The organism is bacterium (assembly GCA_026708015.1).
Taxonomy (GTDB): domain Bacteria; phylum Actinomycetota; class Acidimicrobiia; order Acidimicrobiales; family Bin134; genus Poriferisocius.
Map to the genome: position 1 here is coordinate 57,658 of JAPOVT010000007.1, position 21,673 is coordinate 79,330.

At 64.3% G+C, this 21,673-nt stretch carries 22 protein-coding genes; 13 read left to right on the forward strand and 9 right to left on the reverse strand.

Annotated elements, in window-relative coordinates; translation table 11 throughout:
• Nucleotides 1–14 precede the first annotated feature (14 nt).
• On the reverse strand, nt 15–1,406 hold the full coding sequence (locus tag OXG30_02225) for an AarF/ABC1/UbiB kinase family protein (GenBank protein ID MCY4133718.1): 1,392 nt from the start codon (nt 1,404–1,406) through the stop codon (nt 15–17).
• A gap of 280 nt (nt 1,407–1,686) precedes the next feature.
• Between OXG30_02225 and OXG30_02230 the strand changes: the two genes are divergently transcribed.
• From OXG30_02230 to OXG30_02240, 3 genes are read left to right on the forward strand one after another with little or no spacing between them, the layout of a single operon-like run.
• Nucleotides 1,687–2,910 (forward strand): NAD(P)-binding domain-containing protein, encoded by a 1,224-nt coding sequence (locus OXG30_02230; protein MCY4133719.1) that lies wholly within the window; start codon nt 1,687–1,689, stop codon nt 2,908–2,910.
• The gene (locus tag OXG30_02235) at nt 2,907–4,190 is read left to right on the forward strand and encodes a DUF1015 family protein (protein MCY4133720.1); all 1,284 of its coding nucleotides are present in this window, start codon (nt 2,907–2,909) and stop codon (nt 4,188–4,190) included. The genes OXG30_02230 and OXG30_02235 overlap by 4 nt, the downstream gene beginning before the upstream one ends.
• A 36-nt stretch (nt 4,191–4,226) precedes the next feature.
• Complete coding sequence (locus tag OXG30_02240; GenBank protein MCY4133721.1) at nt 4,227–5,411, forward strand: amidohydrolase family protein; 1,185 nt, start codon at nt 4,227–4,229, stop codon at nt 5,409–5,411.
• On the opposite strand, the gene OXG30_02245 is transcribed toward OXG30_02240, so the two are convergent.
• Nucleotides 5,404–5,817: a globin gene (locus tag OXG30_02245; GenBank protein MCY4133722.1), complete on the reverse strand. Its 414-nt coding sequence runs from the start codon at nt 5,815–5,817 to the stop codon at nt 5,404–5,406. The genes OXG30_02240 and OXG30_02245 overlap by 8 nt on opposite strands.
• A gap of 19 nt (nt 5,818–5,836) precedes the next feature.
• Between OXG30_02245 and OXG30_02250 the strand changes: the two genes are divergently transcribed.
• Nucleotides 5,837–6,304 carry a histidine phosphatase family protein gene (locus OXG30_02250; protein MCY4133723.1) on the forward strand — a complete coding sequence of 156 codons (468 nt, stop codon included), beginning with the start codon at nt 5,837–5,839 and terminating at the stop codon, nt 6,302–6,304.
• On the opposite strand, the gene rmuC is transcribed toward OXG30_02250, so the two are convergent.
• Nucleotides 6,301–7,710, reverse strand: a complete 1,410-nt coding sequence (rmuC, locus tag OXG30_02255) for a DNA recombination protein RmuC (GenBank protein MCY4133724.1) — start codon at nt 7,708–7,710, stop codon at nt 6,301–6,303. The genes OXG30_02250 and rmuC overlap by 4 nt on opposite strands.
• Before the next feature lie 97 nt (nt 7,711–7,807).
• Here rmuC and OXG30_02260 point away from each other — a divergent pair, with 97 nt between their 5' ends.
• A complete protein-coding gene (locus tag OXG30_02260) occupies nt 7,808–7,987 on the forward strand; it encodes a hypothetical protein (GenBank protein MCY4133725.1) in 180 nt (59 codons plus the stop codon).
• Nucleotides 7,988–8,225: 238 nt separating this feature from the next.
• Here the strand turns inward: OXG30_02260 and OXG30_02265 are convergent, their stop codons facing one another.
• Entirely contained in the window at nt 8,226–8,531 is a 306-nt protein-coding gene (locus OXG30_02265) for a hypothetical protein (protein ID MCY4133726.1), read from the reverse strand.
• 139 nt (nt 8,532–8,670) lie between these two features.
• Between OXG30_02265 and OXG30_02270 the strand changes: the two genes are divergently transcribed.
• The 3 genes from OXG30_02270 to OXG30_02280 are packed head-to-tail and all read left to right on the forward strand — an operon-like array spanning nt 8,671 to nt 11,304.
• Nucleotides 8,671–9,507 carry an alpha/beta hydrolase gene (locus tag OXG30_02270; protein ID MCY4133727.1) on the forward strand — a complete coding sequence of 279 codons (837 nt, stop codon included), beginning with the start codon at nt 8,671–8,673 and terminating at the stop codon, nt 9,505–9,507.
• The gene (locus OXG30_02275) at nt 9,507–10,799 is read left to right on the forward strand and encodes an LLM class flavin-dependent oxidoreductase (protein ID MCY4133728.1); all 1,293 of its coding nucleotides are present in this window, start codon (nt 9,507–9,509) and stop codon (nt 10,797–10,799) included. Before OXG30_02270 ends, OXG30_02275 begins: the two co-directional genes overlap by 1 nt.
• A 37-nt stretch (nt 10,800–10,836) precedes the next feature.
• The gene (locus tag OXG30_02280) at nt 10,837–11,304 is read left to right on the forward strand and encodes a cupin domain-containing protein (GenBank protein MCY4133729.1); all 468 of its coding nucleotides are present in this window, start codon (nt 10,837–10,839) and stop codon (nt 11,302–11,304) included.
• 252 nt (nt 11,305–11,556) lie between these two features.
• On the opposite strand, the gene OXG30_02285 is transcribed toward OXG30_02280, so the two are convergent.
• Nucleotides 11,557–12,765 carry a DUF4143 domain-containing protein gene (locus OXG30_02285; protein MCY4133730.1) on the reverse strand — a complete coding sequence of 403 codons (1,209 nt, stop codon included), beginning with the start codon at nt 12,763–12,765 and terminating at the stop codon, nt 11,557–11,559.
• A gap of 157 nt (nt 12,766–12,922) precedes the next feature.
• Nucleotides 12,923–13,327, reverse strand: coding sequence for an amidohydrolase family protein (locus OXG30_02290; GenBank protein ID MCY4133731.1), 405 nt, complete (start codon nt 13,325–13,327; stop codon nt 12,923–12,925).
• A 58-nt stretch (nt 13,328–13,385) separates the two neighbouring features.
• On the opposite strand from OXG30_02290, the gene OXG30_02295 reads away from it, so the two are divergent.
• Both OXG30_02295 and OXG30_02300 read left to right on the forward strand, forming a co-directional pair.
• Nucleotides 13,386–13,832 carry a flavodoxin family protein gene (locus OXG30_02295; GenBank protein MCY4133732.1) on the forward strand — a complete coding sequence of 149 codons (447 nt, stop codon included), beginning with the start codon at nt 13,386–13,388 and terminating at the stop codon, nt 13,830–13,832.
• The gene (locus OXG30_02300; GenBank protein ID MCY4133733.1) at nt 13,829–15,058 is read left to right on the forward strand and encodes an amidohydrolase family protein; all 1,230 of its coding nucleotides are present in this window, start codon (nt 13,829–13,831) and stop codon (nt 15,056–15,058) included. The genes OXG30_02295 and OXG30_02300 overlap by 4 nt, the downstream gene beginning before the upstream one ends.
• 24 nt (nt 15,059–15,082) lie before the next feature.
• Here the strand turns inward: OXG30_02300 and OXG30_02305 are convergent, their stop codons facing one another.
• Nucleotides 15,083–17,344 carry a xanthine dehydrogenase family protein molybdopterin-binding subunit gene (locus OXG30_02305; GenBank protein ID MCY4133734.1) on the reverse strand — a complete coding sequence of 754 codons (2,262 nt, stop codon included), beginning with the start codon at nt 17,342–17,344 and terminating at the stop codon, nt 15,083–15,085.
• Between the two features lie 52 nt (nt 17,345–17,396).
• Between OXG30_02305 and OXG30_02310 the strand changes: the two genes are divergently transcribed.
• Both OXG30_02310 and OXG30_02315 read left to right on the forward strand, forming a co-directional pair.
• On the forward strand, nt 17,397–17,576 hold the full coding sequence (locus OXG30_02310; GenBank protein MCY4133735.1) for a hypothetical protein: 180 nt from the start codon (nt 17,397–17,399) through the stop codon (nt 17,574–17,576).
• Nucleotides 17,577–17,888: 312 nt separating this feature from the next.
• Nucleotides 17,889–18,056 carry a hypothetical protein gene (locus OXG30_02315; protein MCY4133736.1) on the forward strand — a complete coding sequence of 56 codons (168 nt, stop codon included), beginning with the start codon at nt 17,889–17,891 and terminating at the stop codon, nt 18,054–18,056.
• Between the two features lie 110 nt (nt 18,057–18,166).
• Here OXG30_02315 and OXG30_02320 read toward each other — a convergent pair whose 3' ends face one another.
• On the reverse strand, nt 18,167–19,405 hold the full coding sequence (locus OXG30_02320) for an MFS transporter (protein MCY4133737.1): 1,239 nt from the start codon (nt 19,403–19,405) through the stop codon (nt 18,167–18,169).
• A gap of 51 nt (nt 19,406–19,456) precedes the next feature.
• On the reverse strand, nt 19,457–21,175 hold the full coding sequence (locus OXG30_02325) for an amidohydrolase family protein (GenBank protein MCY4133738.1): 1,719 nt from the start codon (nt 21,173–21,175) through the stop codon (nt 19,457–19,459).
• A gap of 189 nt (nt 21,176–21,364) precedes the next feature.
• Here OXG30_02325 and OXG30_02330 point away from each other — a divergent pair, with 189 nt between their 5' ends.
• Complete coding sequence (locus tag OXG30_02330) at nt 21,365–21,649, forward strand: hypothetical protein (GenBank protein ID MCY4133739.1); 285 nt, start codon at nt 21,365–21,367, stop codon at nt 21,647–21,649.
• Nucleotides 21,650–21,673 lie beyond the last annotated feature (24 nt).

Below are 21,673 nucleotides of genomic sequence, written 5' to 3' on the forward strand. Positions count from 1 at the left end.
GAGGTACCTACCGGCTATTGGTGGAGCGAACGACGCCAAGCTTGCGCATCTTCGCCCATCGGGGTTGATGGGGGCCGGTCGGTGAACGGCCACAGCTCCTCGGCGATGCTCCGCCAATTGGCGGTGGCACCGAGTTGGGCGAACAGCGAGATGAGCCCGAGGTTGATGCGCTGGAGCACTACCAGCGAGGGCGGCACGTTGAGCACCTTCTTCAGCTCGGCGTGCTCGCCAGAGGCATCGAAGATGGCCCTGACTCCCGCGGCGGCATACTCCTGGGTGAAGGTCCGGGTCTCGTCGGTGAGCACGAACTCGTAGAAATGGGTGAAGAACGCCTCTACCTCGTCATCGCTGAACGGGGCATCGGCCGGCAGCAGTCCGGCGGTCACCAGTTCGGCTCGGAATCGGGGGATGTCTCGGTCGATCACCATGGCGGTGAGCATTCGCTCGAACTGGGTGGTCTCCTGTTCGCTGAACCGCTTGACCAGGCCAAAGTCCAAGAACGTGACCGATCCGTCGGGGTGGAAGAGATAGTTCCCCGGGTGGGGATCGCCGTTGAACGCCCATAGGCGATAGATCGACCCGATCGAGAATCGGTAGACGGTTTCGGCTACCCGGTTGCGCTGATCTTGAGGCCAGCCCAGCACCTCCTCGAAAGTCGCTCCGGTTGCCAGTTCGGTGGTCAGCACTCGGGCCGAGCTCAGGTCGTCGCACACCTCGGGGATGGCAATGTAGGGATGGCCTCGGTAGTGATCGGCGAACAGGCGCTGGTTAGACGCCTCGTGCTCGTAGTCCAATTCCTCGGTAAGCCGCTGGCGCAGCTCCTCCACGATGGGGGCGGGGTCGAGGCCGGGAAACAGCACCGAGAGAGCTCGGAATACCATCTTCGCCGAGCCCAGATCGGCGGCGATGGCCTCGGCCACGCCGGGATACTGGATTTTGACCGCACAGGCCCGGCCGTCGGGCGTGATGGCCCGGTGGACTTGGCCGATGGAGGCCGCCGCGACGGGTACCGGATCCCATTGCTCGAAAAGCTCATCAGGCGGAGCGCCCAACTCGGCGGCTAGCGCCGACTCGGCCAGGGCCGGGCTCATAGGCGGGGCGTTGGCCTGGAGCTGAGCCAGAGACGACCGGGTGGACTCGGGCAGGCCAACGTCGAGATAGCTGGCCATCTGGCCGATCTTCATCAGCGCGCCCTTCATGTTTCCCAGCACTTCCACCACATCGGCCGCAGTGCGCAACTCTCGCTCGGCATCGAGGGTCTCAGTCCGCTCGGCGTCGGCGAACACTTGACGCGCTCGTACCATCGCCCACCGCCCGCCGCTACGGGCGCCCAAACCGGCCATCTTGGCCGTACGCCCGAGCCGACCCCGCCGAGGTACCGCTCCCCCACTGCGCCTGTCTGCCACGCCGCCGAAAATACCGGCCCAAGCACTGTCGCTGGCACGCTTTAAATCGCAAGGGCTCGCCTAAGCGAGCCCTGCACCCAGCCACCGAAGCGACTGGGGGAATACCCCCATTGTAGCTACATGGGTGTCATAAGCCTCAAGCTTCTCCCGGTGATTTCAATCGGCAGCTCATCGAAAAACGCGGTATCGTAGAGCGGAACAGTTCCGCTATACGGCACAGGAACGGGACCCGACCTGTGCCCCATCCCATCGCCTGCCGAGCAATAACGGAGTCCAAGCCATGCGAATCCTCTTTGCTGACAGCCTGGCTGAGAGTGCTCTCGAGCGGCTGAGGGCTGGCGGGGACGAGTGCGTGGTCGATCCCTCGCTAACTGCTGAGAGCCTGTCCGAACATGTTGCCGGATTCGACGTGCTGGTGGTGCGCAGCACCAAGGTCACCGCTGCCGCCCTTGAGGCCGCCGATCGACTTGGCCTGGTAGTGAGAGCCGGAGCCGGGACCAACACCATCGATGCCGACCGAGCCGCCGAGCTGGGAATATTCGTGTGCAACGTGCCGGGCCGAAACGCCATTGCGGTGGCTGAGCTGGCCATCGGCTTGATGTTCGCTATAGACCGCCACATCGCCCCCGCCACCGCCGATCTCCGGACCGGTGACTGGAACAAACAGGCCTACAGCCAGGCCCGAGGGCTGTTCGGCGCCACCCTGGGGATCATCGGCATGGGGGCAATCGGTATCGAAGTTGCCCAACGGGCCAGCGCATGCGGACTTCGGGTCATCACCGAGGCTCGGACTGATCGCACTCGCGAGGCATGTCGTCGCATGGCCGACATCGGGGTAGAGGAAGTGCCCGATCGGGCTGCGCTGTTGGCGGCAAGCGACATCGTTTCGCTGCATGTGCCGGGCGGCGAAGACACCGTGGGCATGGTGGACGCTGAGTTCCTGGCTGCTATGAAGCCCGACGCGGTGCTCATCAACACCAGCCGGGGCGAGGTGGTCGATGAGGCCGCGCTGCTGGCCGCGCTGGGCACCACCGGGCTGCGGGCCGGTCTCGATGTGTTCGCCAGCGAACCTTCGGGCAGTGTCGGACAGATCAGCTCTGAGCTGGCCCGTCACCCGAAGGTGACGGCTACTCACCACATTGGAGCCTCCACCGATCAGGCCCAGGTAGCGGTGGCCGAGGGTACAGCCGATGTGATCGAGGCCTACCGCAACGGCGTCGTTCTGGACTGCGTCAACCTGGAGAGGGCCCCCAAACGCACCGCCACACTGAGCGTCCGCCACCACGACCGGGTGGGAGTGTTGGCCTGTGTGCTGCAAGAACTGAGCCGTCGGCACGTGAATGTGGCCAACATGCAGAATCGGATTTTCTCCGGCTCGGAAGCGGCCGTGGCCATCATCGAAGTGGCTGGAGATGTCGATGACGATCTGCTCGAAGTCCTCGGTTCCATCGAGCATGTGATCTGTGCCTCGGTGCTCGACACCCACTCGGCGGCCATCTCGTGATCGGCGCACACCCCACCGACGCCGACCAAGCTGGGAGCGAGCCGCTGGTCGCCCCCTTCGCTGGCTGGGTGGTGCATCCCGACTGGGCCGACCGGGTGATCAGCCGGGCCTACGACAATCTTTCGCCACTACAGCGCCAGGCCCTGGTGGCATCAAACCCCTACAGCTACATGAATGTCACCAGGAGCCGAGAGGATCTCTTCGACAACTCCGACCTCTCGCATGAGGATCTGGTCACCCAAGGCGCCGCCGCCCTCACCCGGTTGCTCAACGCCAAGGCTTTCGTCCCGACCGGGCGATCGGCCCTGTACCTGTACCGCTTGACCCACAAACAGGGCTCACAGACGGGGGTGGTGTGTACAGTGCCGGTGCAGGGCTTTGAGGATGGGCGAATTCGCATTCACGAGAACGTTCACGACGAGCGGGCTGACCTGCTCACCGCCCACCTTCAGGGCGTGGGGGCTACCTCCAGTCCGGTGGCCATGGCCGTTCGGTCTAGCGCCGATCTCTACAACCAGTTATTCGACATCACCGCCGCCGCGCCCGCCGATTTGGAGTTCGGATCCACCGCGGTGCGCCACCAGGTGTGGACGGTTCCCGACGACTACACGGAGTCGCTGATTGCAGCCTTTGACAACCAGGTGCTGTACGTGACTGATGGCCACCACCGCTCGGCCGCCGCGGTGCGAGCCAGGGCCGCCGAACCTGACAACTCGGCATTCGCTCGAACATTGGCCGTGGTGTTCCCTGATGAACAGCTTCAAGTGCAAGCCTTCCACCGACTGGCTGTCGATCAGCACGACCGCAGTCCTGAAGAATGCCTGACCGCCCTGGATGATGTGGCGGAGGTGACGCCGGTGTTCTCTTCCATGCAGGCCCGGCCCCAGAAGAAGGGGGTGGCCGGGCTTTACCTGGGGGGTTCATGGCACCAAGTGGCATTGCCCCCGGCGGTAGGCAATGGAGCGGTGAACGGCTTGGACGTGGAGCGCCTGCGGCGATCCGTCCTCGACCCCGTGCTCGGAGCCGACGAGCTCGGTGTGCTCGGGACCGTGGAATACCTTCCTGCCTCACTCGGTTTCGACGAGATGGCCCGTCGCTGTGATGCGGAGAACCGGGTGGGGTTCGCCCTGCACCCCATGACGGTGCGCGAGCTGATGGCGGTGGCCGACGAGAACGGGCTCATGCCCCCCAAGTCGAGCTTCTTCGCCCCCAAGCCCCGCTCAGGTGTGTTCCTCAGGATGCTGGGGCGGGGAGCAACCGCCCACCTGCCTCCCTCCTGAGACAACTGCCAACATCAAGCCAGTACTGTTGCCGACGTGTTGATTTCATCGGACTCCCACGTCGTTGAGCCGGGTGATCTGTGGCTGGAGCGACTGCCCCAGCGGCTTCGGGATCGGGCCCCTCGGGCGGTGCAAGATCCCGGCAACCACTACTGGTACTTCGAGGCCCCCGAGATGGGCCGGGGAGTGAATCTCACCCTGTCGCGAAACGCCGGGATGACGCAGGGTGAGGTGGATGCCCTGCTGGCCGCCGACCCCGACGCCTGGGTGGGGGCGACTGGCGGGCATGATCCGGCGACCCGTCTGGCCGACATGTGGGTTGACGACACCTTGGCCGACGTGGTCTACCCCACTGCCGGCCTGTCTCTTCTGCAATACGACGATGTGGAGCTCCAGCTGGCTTGCATCCAGGTTTACAACGACTGGCTGGCCGAGTTCTGCGCGGTAGACCCCGACCGGATCATCGGCATCGCCATGATCCCCACCTGGGACATCGAGGTGGGGGTGGCCGAGATGAATCGCTGCGGCGACATGGGACTGCGCGGTGCCATTGTCTGGAGCTCGCCGCCCGCCACCCGGGAGTTCAGCTTCTTCTCCGACCGCTACGAGTCACTGTGGGCCACTGCCGCCGATCGATCGATACCGATCTCCATCCACATCTTTGGCGGACACCAAACCAAGGCCATAAACAATTACGGGGTGACCGTGGAGGGCACCTACTACTTCGGGATCACGGCCCGCGACGAGCTGGCCCATACCACAGCCGAGTTGATCGCGGCCGGGGTGTTCGAGCGCCATCCCAACCTGCGGATCGTGGCCGCAGAAGGGGGCATCGACTACGCCGCCCGCCTGGAGCAGCGGCTCGATCTGACCTACAGCGGAGCATGGAGCCGGATCGACGACCGGCTGACCATGAAGCCTTCGGAGTACTTCCGCCGCAATGTGTACCTGACCTACATCGAAGACCCCATCGGGTTGAACAACCTGCGGTTCACCGGCAGCGACCACTTCATGTGGTCCAGCGACTACCCCCATGGGGCGGCCACTTGGCCCCGGTCCCGCGAGTTCACCGCCAACGAGTTCGACGAGGCGGGAGTGAGCGAGGCCGACCGCCGCAAGCTCACCCTCACCAACGTGGCCGAGCTTTACAACATCAACCTGGAGGCGGTGAGCCGGCCGTCGCCGGTCATTGCCGACAAAGTGGCGGCGGCAGTCAGCTGATCGGCACTCGCCGCGAACCAGTCGGCGGCGCGGGCGGCTGCTTGTTGATGAGGTGGGTGGCAGCCGACTCGAAATAGTCCACCATGGCGGTGTGGATGTCTTCGCCTAGCCCGGCCCCAGCCAGCGCAGCCCGCATGTGGCCCATCCAGGCATCTCGCTCGGCGACGCCGATCTCGAATGGAGCGTGGCGCATTCGCAACCGGGGATGGCCCCGCTCGGCGCTGTAGAGGGGCGGCCCTCCCCAGTATTGGGCCAAGAAGCCGGCCAGATGATCCCGTGAGGGGCCCAAGTCTTCAGGGTAGAGCGGCCGAAGCACCGGATCGTCGGCCACGCCGTCATAGAAGCGGTCCACCAATTGGTCGAAGAATGCCTGACCGCCTACTGCGTCGTACACCGTTTGCTCCACCGGCCTAGCGTATTGCGACATGTCTGCGGTCATCTTCCTCAGGCACGCCAAATCCGACTGGCATGCAGGAGCTACCAACGACATCGAGCGGCCGCTGAATAAGCGGGGACGCCAAGCCGCCGCGGCCGTGGGCAGCTTCTTGGCCCAGTCCGGCCATGTGCCCGACCTAGTGCTGTGCTCGCCCGCCACTCGAACCCGCCAAACCCTCGAATTGGCCATGGAAGCAGGGGGCTGGACCAGTCCGACGGAGACCGCCGACGAGCTGTACTACGGATCGGTCAACCACATGATCGCCCTTGCCTGCCAGCGGCAGGCTCCCGTCACCATGCTGGTCGGGCACGAGCCGACCACGTCAACCGCAATCGGGCGATTGACCGGCGCCGACGTGCGGATGCCTACAGCAGCGCTTGCCCGAGTCAGCCTCAACCCCGACAACACCGGTCAACTCGACTGGCTGATCCCCCCTCGCCTGCTGACTGACCGTTAGTCGTCCTCAGGATCGCTGGGCTCGGCCAACTCCGACACTGCCTCGGCTTCCACCAACTCAGCCGCGGCCACGGCTCGGGGATACGCCTCCACCGGTGAGACCCCCTCGATGCTCTTGACTCCGCTCACTGGGCCCAATTCCTCAAATCTGCGCGCCCGGGGAAGCACTCGACCCTCCAATGAGCCAATGCTGTCGTTGTAGGCCTTCACCGCCCGTTGCAATCCCTTGCCCACATTGTCAACGTGGCCTGCGTAGACCCTCAGGCTGTCGTACAAAGCGGTCGCACCATCGGCAATCTCTTGCGCGTTCTCTTGGAGATCCTGTTGCTGCCAGGCCAGAGCCACCGTGCGTAGAAACGCCAACAAGAGCCCGGGCGTGGCGATAAGCACCCGGTGCTTTTGCCAGGCATCTTCCCAAAGGGTGGGCTGCACGTCTACCGCGGCATCCAGAATCGGGTCAGCCGGCACAAACATCACTGTGAAGTCGGGGGACCCGTCGATCGCCGCTGCGTAGTCCTTATCCCCCAGTTCCTTCGCTCGCCCCATCAGAGATCGGGCATGGCTCTGAAGCAGCTCACCCTGACGCTGTTCGTCTTTCTCGCTGTGGGCCTCGAGATATGAGTCCAAAGGGGTCTTGGCATCTATTACCACCTGCACGCCGCCGGGCACACGGACCACGGCATCGGGCCGAACGCTGCCATCGTCGGTGGCAACGGTGTGCTGCTCGACGAAATCGATGTGTTCCCGCATTCCCGACACTTCGAGAATGTTGCGCAAGGTCTGCTCCCCCCACAATCCCCTCACTTGCGGCGAACGCAGCGCCTCTCTCAATCCGCCGGTCGCCTCCCGGAGCTGTCCGATCTGGGTTGTCAATCCCTCGTAGGCGCCTTCCCGCTTCTCTTCGATCTCGTTAACCCGTTTTTCGAATTTGGCCAGGTTTTCCTTGACTGGTTTGACCAACTCGTCGATGGCCTGCTGGCGCTGCTTGAGATCGGCCTCACTCAACTTCTTCTGATCTTCGAATTGCGCCTTGGCCCGCTCCAAGAACACCTTGCTATTGGCTTCCACCACATTGGAAGCAATGCCCTTGAACTGTGTCTCCAACTCCTCACGGGCCTTGGCCAATTCCTCGGTTCGGGCTTCATGATCGGCCTTGACGGCAGCAAGCTCCACGCGAGCGGCATCTCGCTCGTCGCGCACTTCTTCCAACTGAGTTCTGGCCGTGTCGCGCTCGCTTGCTGCCTCACTGAGCTGCAGATTCCGTTCAGCCAGTTGGACTTCTAGTTGAGCCGCCCGCGTCCTTTGGTCGTCGGCCCCGGCCACACCCTTAGCAAGCCGCCACTGCTGCAGGGCAACGGACAGGCCAACCGCTAGAACCACAACAACAACGACGAGAACAATCTCCATAGGCCCACATCCTAGGAAGCCCCGGTGACAGTTTCTGGCCCAGACTTCAACAAGCGGTTTCGCCTAGCCCGCACAGCGGCAACAAGGGAGGCTTTCCATGACCCAGATGAACGAGCTCGGCTTCTACACGCTGGCCGGGGCCCCGGAGTCGCCTCGGGAGCTGATCGACTCCAGGGCCACCGGGATCGAGCCTGGATGCCCACCACGCCGGGCTGATCGACTCCAGGGCCACCGCGGCCACCGGGATCGAGCCTGGATGCCCACCACGCCGGGCTGATCGAGCCGGGATCGAGCCGGTGGCCCTACACGCCACCGGGATCGAGGTATGGTGCTAGGCCGATCTAGCGGTTTTTTGCTGTTTAGGCGTTGCGCTTGCGGGAACGTTCTATGGCGTCGAGCACTGATGGGTTGGCCATGCCGTTGTCATCGGCTAGCGCTCTCAGTGTGTGTCCGTGGTGATCGTGGAGTAGCCGCATATGAGGAACCTTGGCTCGTATCGACCAGGCGTCGATGCCCTAGTCGTTGGCAGCGGGTTCGATGCCTGGCGCTGGAGGTACGCTAACGGGCTCAGATGCAGGAGCCTCGGTTGATGCTGCTTCGGCTGGGGCGGGCATGCCGATCCTCAGGAAACCCTCAATACGGGCCAGCCTCTGCCCGTTGCTGACCACTTCCTGACGCAGGCCGTTATGGTCGTCGCGCAATCCGTTGATGGCCCGGTTGAAGTCGTCGCGCAGCTTCTCGGTGCTGCGCTGTTGATGCCAGATGATACCCAAGACGGCGATCAGCACGGTAAGAATCTGTGCGATTGTCTCCGTAGCCATCAGCGCTCTTCCCGTCCCTCCAATTGTATGACTGTAATTATCTGAAATTATCTTATATTCGCCAACTATCGAATTGCAACAGGATTCCTTGTGAGGTTAGCGGGTCATGGCCGGACCTAGCCGGTATAGCGTCATGGCGATGCAAACCGTCACGACAACCGTTGCCGGGCTGGGGATGCGGGAATTCACCGGGGGGTCGGGAGACCCGCTGGTGATTCTGCACCACTCGTTCGGGAACCCGGGGTGGATGCCGGTCCACGAGGCCCTAGCTGACCACTACACGGTGCACGCGCTGGACTTGCCGGGCTACGGCGGCACCGAAGGGTCGGAGCGGCCCGATTGGGCCCGCCATCCCCGCGACTTGGCCCTGCTGGTGGGCCAGTGGCTGCGGGCCAAAGACCTCGGCCCGGTGGTGCTGGTGGGCTGCGGGTTCGGCGGTTGGGTGGCGGCCGAGTTGGCCACCATGGCCCCGGAACTGCTCAAGCGGCTCATCTTGGTGGGCGCGGCCGGGCTGCTACCCGAACAAGGCCGCATCTATGACCAGTTCTTGGTGTCGCACTCCAACTATGTGCAGGCCGCCTTTTCCCGACCGGAAGCCTACGACGCCATCTTCTCAAGCAACGGCGATAGCCCCGACGAGCTTCCCATGAGTGACGACACCCTGGTCATCTGGGACATGAACCGGGAGATGACCACCCGGGTGGCGTGGAAGCCATACATGTACAACCGCCGGCTGCGGCCTCTGCTGGGCGGAGTGAACGTGCCCGCTCTAGTGGTGTGGGGCGACAACGACGCCGTGGTACCGATTGAATGCGCCCACGCCTTCGTCGAGGCCCTGCCCGACGCCCGATTGGAAGTTGTCCCCGACTGCGGCCACGCCGTCGACCTCGAAGCCCCCGAATCCCTCGCCGCCATCATCACGAGCGGCACCGCCAAATCGGCAGGCACCGCACAAATCACCGGAGGAGCTAGCTGATGTTCTTGTCGTATTTCACCGAGCAGCCCATGAGCGCCTACCCGGCCGAGGAGGGCCTGAAGGAGGGCTTCACCTCGGTGATGTTCTCCAACAAGTACTACGACCCCGAAGAGGGCAGCCGCCTGTTCAACGAGCGCATCGAGGAGTACAAACTGGCCGAGCAGGTGGGCTTCGACGGGATCATGGTGAACGAGCACCACAACGCCCCGTTCTGCATGCAGGCCCGCATCACGGTGATGTCGAGCATCCTGGCCGCCATCACCGAGAGAGCCAAGATCGTGCAGCTCGGCAACCCGCTGCCCACCTACGACAGCCCGCTCATGTTCGCCGAGGAGATCGCCATGATCGACATGATCTCCAAAGGCCGGCTGATTTCGGGCATCGTGCGGGGCGCAGGGCAGGAGTCGGTGTGCCTCAACGCCAACCCGGCCTACAACCGGGAGCGGTTCAACGAGGCCCACGATCTGCTGGTGAAGACCATGACCGACGACGGGCCGTTCTCCTGGGAGGGCGAGCACTTCCAGTACCGGGTGGTCAACCCCTGGGCCCGGGTGCTGCAAAAGCCCCACCCCCGCATCTGGGTGCCCGGCGTGTTCAGCGCCGAGACCATCCGCTGGGCGGCCCAGCACCGCTACCCCTACATCTCGCTCAACACCCCCCTGCACCTCACCGGCGAACTGTGGCAGATCTACGACCAGGCCGCCCGGGCGGTGGGGTACGAGGCCGGCCCGGAAAACCGGGGCTATCTGCTGCGGGTCCACGTGCAGGAAGACGGCGACAAGGCCCGAGAGAACGCCCGAGAGTTCATGTGGATGCAGGGCGAGTTCACCGGCATCGGCCACCCCTATTGGGTGAGCCCCTCGGGATACGGGTCGTCGGCCCGCCGGCTGGACTACGCCAAGATGGCCAATGCCGAGGTCCGGGGCTCACGGGCCGCTTCGTTCGAGAAGCAGTTGGCCGCCCGCGAGATCGTGGCCGGAACCCCCGACGAGGTGATCGCCGAGCTGCGGGTGGTGCTGGAGACCTGTCGCCCGTCGATCCTCATGCTGTGGGGCAACGACGGCGGCGTCACCCACGACGACTCCCTGCGGTGCATCGAGCTCATGGGCACCGAGGTGCTGCCCGCGCTGCGGGACATGGGCGACGAGCTGGGCCTGCACGACCCGTTTGAGTTGGACTCCCCCGTCAGCCTGGCCCTCACCCCGCCCGACGAGCTGAACCCGGTTGAATCCGACGACGGCGCCCGCCCCGAGGACACCTCAGACAGCACAGCGCTGAAGATGTTCCGGTGATCTCCCTGCGAGACCCGAGTCCCAAAGGAGCACGCCGATGACAGAGACTCAGCCCCAGGTGTCGTACATCCACGCCGAGGACATGGACTTCGCCGAGGTCAAGTCCCAGCAGCACGCCGACGGCCGCCGGGTGTCGGTGTGGCTGAAGCTCATGGAGCTGACCCAGGAACGGGCGGTGTACCACACCCGCTACGACCCCGGACTGGTGCTGGAGCGCCACGGCCACAACAGCGACCACTTCATCTTCGTCATCGACGGCGAAGTCACCTTCGACGAGGAGGTGTGCCGGGCTGGAACCCTCATCAAGCTCCCCCACCTGGCCACCTTCGGGCCCATCAAGGTGGGTGACGAGGGCGCCGAAATCCTGGAGATCTACTTCGGCGACTCCCGCCCCGCCCCCGCCGACAAAGCCGAATACGCCTCCATCCTTGAAGAGCGGGGCATCACCCCACTCCCCCACCCCCCAGTGGACTTACCCGACTGGTTCGGCCCGAGGACTGACTAAGGCGCTGTGTCGCGACTAGCCGATACTCTGCTCACTCATGGAATGGGAAGCGAAAGACCGCTTGCGCTATAGGCCGCACACCCGGGTCACTCTGAAAGACCATCCAACTCTGGATGAAAAATGGCTCCAACAGCGAATTGTTGATGACCCTTAGAGGCCGCGCGGATAGGTAGCCTACCTGGGATAACGCTGTCGAGGGATATCTCATTGAGAAACCTGTCACCTGCGGATACGCGCCAAACTGCGCGCCCGTTATGCCCAAAGGGTGCAGATCGGGGCCGCGATTATGCCGTCGTCAAGTTTGAACGGCCGTGGGCCAGTATGCAGCACCACTCCGGCGACGAACCGGTCGCCTAGTTGGTCCCGCAACCAGGCGAGGTGGCGAGCGTCTCTGGCGTTGGGGGCGCTCGTCGCTTTGATCTCGATGCCGACAATTCTTCTGGCATCGAGTTCGGCAACCACGTCGACTTCACGTTCTCCACGTTCTAGGCGTAGGTGGTAGAGGCGGGGCCTGTTCGCTGCGGTTTCCACCTCAGCTCGGAGTTGAGCAGTGACGAAGATGTCGAGCAGCCGCCCGAGCAGGCCGCCGTCGCTTCGCACTGCGGCTTGGTCGATCTGGAGCGCCGAGGCCCAAAGCGCTGAATCCACCACGCTCCGCTTCGAAGCCAGCGTCAACCGCTTGAGCCTGTTGGACGTCCACGCCGGCAACTCATCGATAACCAGCAGGTTTTCAAAGAGTCGCTTGTAGGCGGCGGCTGTCTTGGAGTTGACGTCTGCGGCATCGTAGATCGTCTTGTCGGTGGCAATGCCGCCGGCATTCAAGGCATAGGCCTCAAAGAATCTACGCAAGCGGACGGGATCGGGGCTCGGCCCAATAGCCTCTGGATCACGGGTGAACATCTGCCCCAGATAGCTCTGCATCCATCGGGAGCGGAGTTGGGGCGTTCGAGCAATCACTGCTTCGGGGAAGCCGCCTCGCAGGGCTAGGTCGGCATAGCCGAGGATGTCGGGTGGGTCGGGCGGCACGAGCAAGTCGTCGCCTTCTGCTACTCGATCCAGGAAGGGCTTTGTGGCCCGACCAAACTGCTCGGCAACAGTAAGAGGTTGCATCTTGATTCGTATAACCCGACCAGTGCCTGGCCAAGTCTGACCTTGCAGATCTGCGTACACCGACCCGGTGAGCAAAAATCGGCCGGGTCGCCGTTCGCTGTCCACTGCCCGCTTGACTGCTCCGAGAACAGCGGGCACCTCCTGCCATTCGTCTAGCAGTATCGGCTCTGGCAAACCTTGCAGTGCCGCATCAGGGTCGGCCTCGAAGATGGCCGCCTCGTTTGGTCTGTCCAACCGAACCACGCTGGCGGCATACCTCTTGGCGGTTGTGGATTTCCCGACAGCTCGCGGCCCTACCAGCATCACTGCTGGGAACTCGCCCAAGATTTCCGCTAGAAGCGGGTCGACCATCCGGGGGTGGTAGCTGCTAGTAGGGGGCATTGGAAACACGATACCAGTTTGCAGAAGGAACTTATCCTAATTTTCGCACCCTTTTAGTACCATATTTCCGATAGATATAATACTAATTGTCAGATGAAGATAGTACCAATTGTCGTACCTGGGGCAGTTAGGGAACCGGGATCCCGAACAGCCGGGCCGGGTTGTCGGTCAGGATATTGCGCTTTCGCTCGTCGCGCTCCACCAGCAGCTTCACCGAGTGGGGGAAGTCGCAGTCCCAGTGGCAGTAGTCCGAGGAGTAGCACAAGATGTCGTCGCCCACCTGGTCCATCACGTAGGGCAGGGCCGACTCGGTGGACTCCACCCCCACAAAGCACCGCCCCGACAAGAAGTACTCCGACGGCTTGCGATCCAAGATGGGAGCCTGGTCGGGCATCAGCTCGTACTCCTCGTCCAAGCACTCCAGCCAGAACGGCAGCCAGCCGCACCCAGCCTCCATGACCCCCAACCGCAAGTTGGGGAACCGCTGTCGATCACATAGTACCCGTACTTGCCCATCCCACCATCGTGGCACTTGAGAGACTTAGCTGCTAGAAGTCAACCCGTGAGGTTCCAGCAATGAGGATTCAGCAGTGAAGGCAGTGGTGATCTTTGAGAGCCGCACGGGGAACACCCAGCGAGCAGCGGAGATGATCGGCGGGGAGCTGCGCCAGGCCGGCTACGAGGTATCGGTTCGCCCGGTGCATGGGATCAAGCTCACCGAGATCGCCGAGGCCGACCTGCTGGCGGTGGGCACTTGGGTGGACGGGCTGGTGCTGTTCGGGCACCGCCCCGGCGGCACGGCCAAACTGATGACCCTGCCGTCGCTGCACCACAAGCCGGTGGCCGCCTTCGCCACCTACAAGTGGTATCCGGGCAACTGCATCGACCAGATCGCCGATCTGCTGGCCTATAAGGGCGCCGATGTGATCCACCAGCGGGCGTTCAACAAAGCGCAACTCGATGTACTGGTTCCCGAGTTCGTCGACGACGTGCTGGCCGCAGTGCAGGCGGCGGAGTCGGCCGGAGCCACCGCATGACCATGACCGCCGAGTCTTCGACTGAATCCCCTGCTGGCACCGAGATGCCCCGCATCATCAGCGTGGACGACCACGTGGTGGAGCCTCCCGAGCTGTGGTCGAGCCGGCTGCCGGCCAAATACCGCGACATCGGCCCCCGCATCGAGTATCTGCCCCAAGGCGAGGTGGTGCTCGATGGCGGCACCTACCGGGAGCGCCCCGGCACCGAGGGCCGCAACGTGGCTTGGTGGCGGTACGAAGACCACACCTACTCCATCAAGCGGCTCATCGCTGCGGCCGGCTACCCCTATGACGAGGTGTCCACCGACGGCATCACCTACGACGAGATGCGCCCCGGCTGCTGGCAGCCCAAGGCCCGGGTGGCCGACATGGAGATGAACCACACCGACGCCTCGCTGTGCTTCCCCAACTACCCCCGGTTCTGCGGGCAGCTGTTCAACGAGCGCCAGGACAAAGAACTGTCGCTTCTGTGTGTGAAGGCCTACAACGACTGGATGGTGGAGGAGTGGTGCGGCGACTCCGGCGGGCGGCTCATCCCGCTGTGCCTGGTGCCTCTGTGGGACGCCGATCTGGCCGCCGCCGAGATCTACCGCAACGCTGAGCGGAGGGTGCGGGCGGTGGCGTTCAGCGAGCTGCCCACCTGGCTGGGCCTGCCCAGCATCCACTCGGGCTACTGGGATCCGTTCTTCTCTGCCTGCGCCGAGACCGGCACGGTGGTGTGCATGCACATCGGGTCGGGCACCCGCACCGTTTCTCCCGCCGACGACGCCCCCGATGCGGTTACCGCCTCGCTGATCTTCTGCAACAGTGCGGCCTCACTGGTCGACTTCCTCTATTCCGGGGTGCTGCACCGCTATCCCGACCTCAAGCTGATGTACGCCGAGGCCCAGATAGGGTGGATTCCCTACGCCCTGGAGCGGGCCGACGACGTGTGGGTGACCCACGCCGGCTGGAGCGGGGCCAAGAGCAACATCCCCGAGCCGCCGTCGTTCTACTACTACCGCCAGGTGTACGGCTGTTTCTTCAAGGACAGCGTGGGCATGGACATGCTCGACCGGGTGGGGATCGACAACATCACCTTCGAGACCGACTACCCCCACACCGACGGCACCTGGCCCAACACCAAAGAGGTGGCCACCCGCCTGTTCGGCCACCTCGACGCCGAGTCGGTCTACAAGATCGCCCGCGGCAACGCCATCAAGCTCTTAGGCCTGGATTTCGACTGAGCCCGGCCTGGGGCCGGTGGCGGGTTAGCTGGCGGCCAAAGCCTGCCAGATGCGCTCGGGGGTGGTGGGCATCTCGATGTGGGACACACCCAGGTGCGACACGGCGTCGACCACAGCGTTGTGGATGGCGGGGGTCGAGCCGATGGTGCCCGACTCGCCGATGCCCTTGGCCCCCAGCGGATTCATCGGGCTGGCCGTCTCGGTGTTGCTCACCTCGAAGCTGGGCAGCTCGGCCGCGCTGGGCATGAGATAGTCGGCCAGGTTGGCGGTGCGGGGATTGGCGTCCTCGTCGTACTGCACCCACTCGAACAGCGCCTGAGCCGCGCCCTGGGCCACGCCCCCGTGTTGCTGGCCGGCCACCAGCAGCGGGTTCAAGATAGTGCCGCAGTCGTCCACCGCCACATGGCGCAGCAGCTCCACGCCGCCGGTCTCGGTGTCCACCTCCACCACGGCCACGTGGGCACCGAACGGGAAGGTGGCCCCGCCCTGGTCGAAGTCGAGCTCGTGGGTGATCGCCCCGCCCTCGGCCGCCGAGGCCAGATCGGCCCACGACGCCGACTGGGCGGGCACACCGGCCACGTGCAGGCCGCCATCTCCCACCACGATGTCATCGGCGCTGGCCTCGAGTTGCTGGGCGGCCAGCTCCTTGGCCTGAGTCAGTACTTCTTCGCTGGCCTTGTACACCGCGCTGCCCGCGGTCTGAAGCGAGCGGGAGCCCATGGTGCCCGCGCCCCGGGGAATCTCGTCGGTGTCCGACTGGATGAGCTTGATGCTCTCCATGGGCACGCCCAATAGATCGCTGACGATCATCGAGAAGGCGGTCTCATGGCCCTGGCCATGGGCGCTGGTGCCCACCCGCACTTCCGCGGTGCCGTCGCTCAACACGTCTACCCGGCCGTATTCGGTGTGCAGGCCCAACGGCGCGGTGATCTCCACATACGAAGAAACCCCGACGCCCAGCAGCTTGGAGTCTCCCGAATCCCGCCGGGCGGCCTGCTCGGCCCGCAGATCGGCGTAGCCTGAGGCTTCCAGGGCGGCGTCCAGGGCCTTCTCGTACTCGCCGGAGTCGTAGTTGGCGCCGGTCACGGTGGCGTACGGGAACTGGTCGGCGCCGATTAAGTTGCGCCGCCGGATCTCGGCGGGGTCGATGCCCAGCTCGTCGGCGCCCACATCCAGCACCCGCTCCAAGATCTGAGTGGCCTCGGGACGGCCCGCTCCCCGGTAGGCAGCGATCTGCGTGGTGTTGGTCACCACCGCGTCGGCCACGAACCGGACCTTGGGAATCTGGTACACGCCCTGGGCCATGGTCTGGGTGAGTACGGGCAAAAAGCTGCCGATGGCCGGATAGGCCCCGGAGTCGGCCAAGCAGTGCAGATTCAACCCGGTGATGCGGCCATCGCTGTCGAACCCCATCTTGGCGGTGAAGATGTGGCCCCGGCCCTGCACCAGCGACACCATGTCTTCAGAGCGCGACTCGGTCCACTTCACTGGGCGACCCAGCTCCAGGGCGGCCTTGGCTGCCACCAGGTATTCGGGATACAGGCCGGACTTGGCCCCGAAACCGCCGCCCACCGCCGGGGCGATCAACCGCACGTTGTCGCCGTCGAGACCGAACAGGCCGGCGAACCCGTCCTTGAGGCCGATGGGTGCCTGGCTGGGGAAGATCACGGTCATCCCGCCTTCGGGGGTGCCGGGCTCTACCAGAATCCCGTTGGGCTCCATGGGCACCGCGGCCAGCCGCTGGCTCTCCATCTTCACTTCGGCCACATGGGCCGCCTCGGCCAAACCGTCGTCTTCGCCCAGTTCGGTGTGGAAGGCCAGGTTACCGCCCTCGTTCTGGGGCCAGAGCACCTCGGCGCCTTCGGCCAGTGCCTTCTCGGGGTCGGCGTTGGCCGGCAGCGGGTCGTAGTCCACGAACACCGCTTCAGCGGCGTCCATGCCCTGCTCACGGGTCTCGGTGACCACCGCAGCCACGATGTCGCCCACGAACAGCACCCGGTCGCCGGCGATCTGCGGACGCTCGAACACCGGGAGCATAGGGAATCCGGCCGTGGCCGGCAGGCCGATGTTCTCGCCGGTGTACACCGCCAGCACGCCGTCCATGGCCTCGGCCTCGCTGGTGTCCACCGACTCGATGGTGGCGTGGGCCATCGGCGAGCGCACAAAGGTGACGTAGGCGGTGCCCTCAGGGGTGAAGTCGTCGTAGTAGCGCTCCGCGCCGGTCAACAGCCCCGGATCCTCACGGCGGACAACTGAATTTCCCAGAATCGAACCAGAACTCGACACGGCTTTCCCCTTTTTCTGTTCTCGGGAGTCGGGAGGATGTTAGAACCACCTCATGGATTTGAGCCAGCTTTGCGCCCCGGCCCTCGACGAATACGTCCCCGAAGCCTTGGACATCTTGTCGAAGTTCTCGTTCGACTCGATGGTCAACGACCTGTCGACCCCCGAGGGCTTGGCTCAAGCCCGGGACCTCGACTCGCTAGGGAGCGATCTCGTGTCGTTCTCCGAGTCTTGAGAAGACATCCCAGCAGGTAGAGCAATACAAGTTAGGCTCCAGAGCCACAGCCTCTGGAAGAGGAGGCGGGTTGTAATCAGGGCTGCACCCCGGACAAGGCACATCAGCCAGCAGTCGATCAACATAAGCCCGACCGGCATCACCGAAGAGGCAGAACACCCATCTGCCGCCGATGTGATGGCGGAGGAAATGGACCCGCATAAGAAACTCCCGCCAAAGCTCAAGTGCCGTCACAATCTACCCCCTAGCTGATCGACCGCACAGTACCATGAAGCATCTCAGCAAGGTTGGCCTGCCCTCCCAGTCCGATACATGAGCCGTGACCATCCACATAGCTCGGCACCCCTGCTCACCGGCAGGACTTTGGCCGGGGCCAACCTGGTATTCGGGGTGTTCGACGTGAGCGGCACGCCGTCGCAGGTCGCTCTGGGCGACATCGAGTTCCGGGACACGGATTCACCGCGATCCCCACCAAGATGACCCAGGCTGCCAACGACCGCACCGACGCCTGGCTGGCCCAAATCTTGGAAGGTATCGACAGCTAGCCTGCTGGGATGAGCCTCCTAGACCAAGTGGGGCCGTCGGCGTGCTCAGCCGGTGGTGTCGAGGTGGCGGAGACTGCCGCGGGTGAGTTGGCTGGCCAGGTAGGCGGCCACCGCGATGGCGGTGATGACCAACACCCAGCGGATGCCGATGACGCTGGCTATGCCTCCTTGCACCAGGATGCTCGCCGGCGCAGCCAGGCCGAACAGCATCATCCACAGGCTCATCACCCGGCCCCGATAGGCATCATCGCATTGGCTTTGCAGCGCACTGGTGAGGGTGGGCATGGTCACCATGAAGGCCAAGCCCACCCCGCCCATGGCCACTACTCCCAGGGCAAAGGTCGGCACCACCGCCAACACCAGGGTGAACGCCGCCACCGCAGCCATCCCGATGGCCACAAGGCGGCTATACGGCGTATTCGGGTCGAATTGGAGCAGCAGCACCGCACCGACCAGCGATCCGACCCCGAACGCGCCCAGCAGCACGCCAAAGCCGGCGGCATCCACGCCGAAGGCGTCGTCGGCGATCACGGGAGCCAGCCACTGGGTGGGGGATATGGCCGCGGCCAACATGAAGCTGGCCAGCATCACCACTCGGATGCCCTCTATGCCGCTGGCATAGCGGAACCCCGATAGGAAGTCAGCCAGAAATCCCTGGCTCGAGGATGCCCCCGGCGGGGGCCGGGGCGGCAAGAAGCTCAGACCTATGACGAGCACGGTGAAGCTGGCCGCATTGAACCAGAATGCCGACGCCGCTCCAAAGAACTGGATGAGCCACCCGCCCAGCATGGGGCCTACTGCCCGGGAGATGTTCCACTGGGTGGAATTCAAGAAGACGGCATTGCGCATGACCCCGCCGGGTACGAGTTCCACCACAATGGCCTGCTGCACCGGTGCTCCCACCGACGCGGTGGCGCCCCCGCCGAACGAGAATGCCACCAGCACCCAAAACGTCTCGGCGTCGATCTGGACCACCCAGGCCAGGGCCATCGCCACCACCATCTGACCGACCACCGTGGCCAAGAACAGGCGGGTGCGGCTGTAGCGGTCGGCCAGCGATCCCCCGAACGGGCTCATTATCAGCAAGGGCACGAGTCCGACGGTGGCCGCCACCGTCACCTTCCAGGGATCGTCGGTGATGTCCTCCACTAGCCAACCGATGGCGGCCAGATACATCATCGACCCGATGTTGGACACCACGCTGGTGGTCCAATACAGCCGATAGTCCCGATATCCCAGCGCCTGCACCGAGCGCGGCACCCGCCAATCAGGACCTTCGATCACCCGCTCTTTCTAGTGGTCCCCCTGCGAATGGGGCGAGGCAGTTTGAGGAGATCAGGGACCAGCGGCGGTCACGGTGTCGGTGTCGCGACCTGACCGGATCACGGTACCGGGTCGGGCTTCGGTGAGGACTCCGGCCCTCTGGGTCTCCACGCCGTTGACCAAGACGTGCTCGATGCCCTCAGCACCGCCGGTCAACCGCCACCCTCCGCCAGGCATGTCCCAAGCGGTGGTCACCGGAGCCTTGGTCAGGCGGGCGGGGTCGAACACCACGATGTCGGCGAACCAGCCCTCAGCCAGCCGTCCCCGGCCCCGCAGGCCGTAGTGGCGGGCGGGGCGGTCGGTCACCAGGTTCACCGCCTGCTCCAGGCTCAACAGTCCCCGATCCCGCACCGTGTCGCCCACCAGGGCCGAGGAGCAGCCCCAAGTCATCATCATGTCCAAATGGGCCCCGGCGTCGGAACCGCCGGCCAGCACCCGGGGGTCGCGCAGCATCTCGGCCCGAATTTTCCACGACTCGTCGTCATCACCCACCACCGGTGGCCCGAACCCGGTCATCAGTTCGTCTTCCAGGGCAATGTCGCACATCACGTCGAAAGGATGCTGGTCCCGCTCGGCAGCCAGTTCGCCGACGTTACGGCCCACCAGCGCCTCCAGCAAGGGAGAGGACACGTCTACCACTGTGGTTTCGGCCCACAGCACCCAAGTGCGATGCGGAGCCTGGGCCGCACCGTCGAGCAGCCGCTGCCGCACTTCGGGGCGGGTCAGGGCCTCGGTTTTGGCCGCCGGGTCAAGGTGCATGATCTCGGCCCAGTCGGGCAGGGTGTCGAACAGCACGCCGGTGGCGAAGTTCAACCGCATCTGCATTACATCGGGCAGCATTAGCCCAACCACGGCGGCGCCCCGCTGTCGGGCGTGGTCGGCGGAACCCAGGCGATTCTCCAGGTAAGCGTCCTCGCCGGGCCGCACGTTGAACAGGTTCCAGTTCAGAGGCCGGTCGGCGGCCAGCACCATGGCCGTCATCAGTTCGTAGACCTCCGGCACCCAGATCGGGTCGATGCTGGGGATGAGCTCCAGGGTGGTGCCAGGGTGATCCCGGCACACTCCGGCCAGCGCCACCAACTCGGCGTCGGTGGCCGCCCGCGACGGCACTGGATCGCCGTGGTGGTCGTTGTGGGCTGCCGCCTTGGTGGAGGAAAACCCCAGTCCTCCCTCGGCCAGGCTCTGGCCCAGCAGCGCCTTCATGGCCTCAATCTGCTCGTCGGTGGCTGTCTCGCTCACCGATGCCGACCCCATGACCAAGCGGCGCACCGTGCTGTGGCCCACGAGGAACCCGGCGTTGACCCCCAGCCCGTTGCCTTCCAGCCGATCCAGCCACGAACCGAATGACGACCACCCGAAGTCCAGCCCCGCCTCCAGCGACTCGGTGGGCATACCCTCCACCCGAGCCAGCATCCTCATGACGTAGTCGGCCTCGTCGGGGACCATCGGCGCAATGGTGAAACCGCAGTTCCCGCCAATGGCGGTGGTGATCCCGTGCAAGGACGACGGAGTGAGGTGGGGATCCCACAGTACTTGGGCGTCGTAGTGGGTGTGGACGTCGATAAACCCCGGGGCCACCGCCAACCCGTCGGCGTTGATCACCTGGCTTGCCGCCTCATCCAACCGGCCGATGGACACTATGCGCCCGTCTCGAACACCAACGTCGGCCACCCGAGCCGGTGCCCCAGTGCCATCGACTACCGTCCCGCCCCGAATAACACAATCCAACATCGCTATACCCCTGCGCTATCGTCGTTTTCCGGGCCACTGAGCCCAACTCCCCTACCGTACCTGAGACGCCCGACTGGAGTTTCTGGTCCCGCTTGCCTACAGCCCTCTTCACCAAAGAGTCACTATATATTTCATGTAATTTCCATTTATTGGGTTGCAATCTGGAATGACGGTAGCTAGGGTCAAAACATGAGCATTGAGGTGATCGCTCAGATGGCGACAATGGCGTTGGCCGTGCTCGCCATCATCTGGCATCAGCAACGGTCTACCGACAAGCTCCGCGACGACTTCAGCCAAGCCACCGACAAGCTCCGCGACGACTTCAGCCAAGCCACCGACAAGCTCCAGACGGGACTAGCAGCGAACGGACAGCGGTTAGCCCGCATTGAAGGGTTTCTCGGCATTGGCATGCCGACGGCAGTCGCCGACAAGGCCGCAGGTGCAGAGGTAGCACATCCGCCCACCCCTGGCTGAGCCAACCTCCCAATTGCTGGCCAA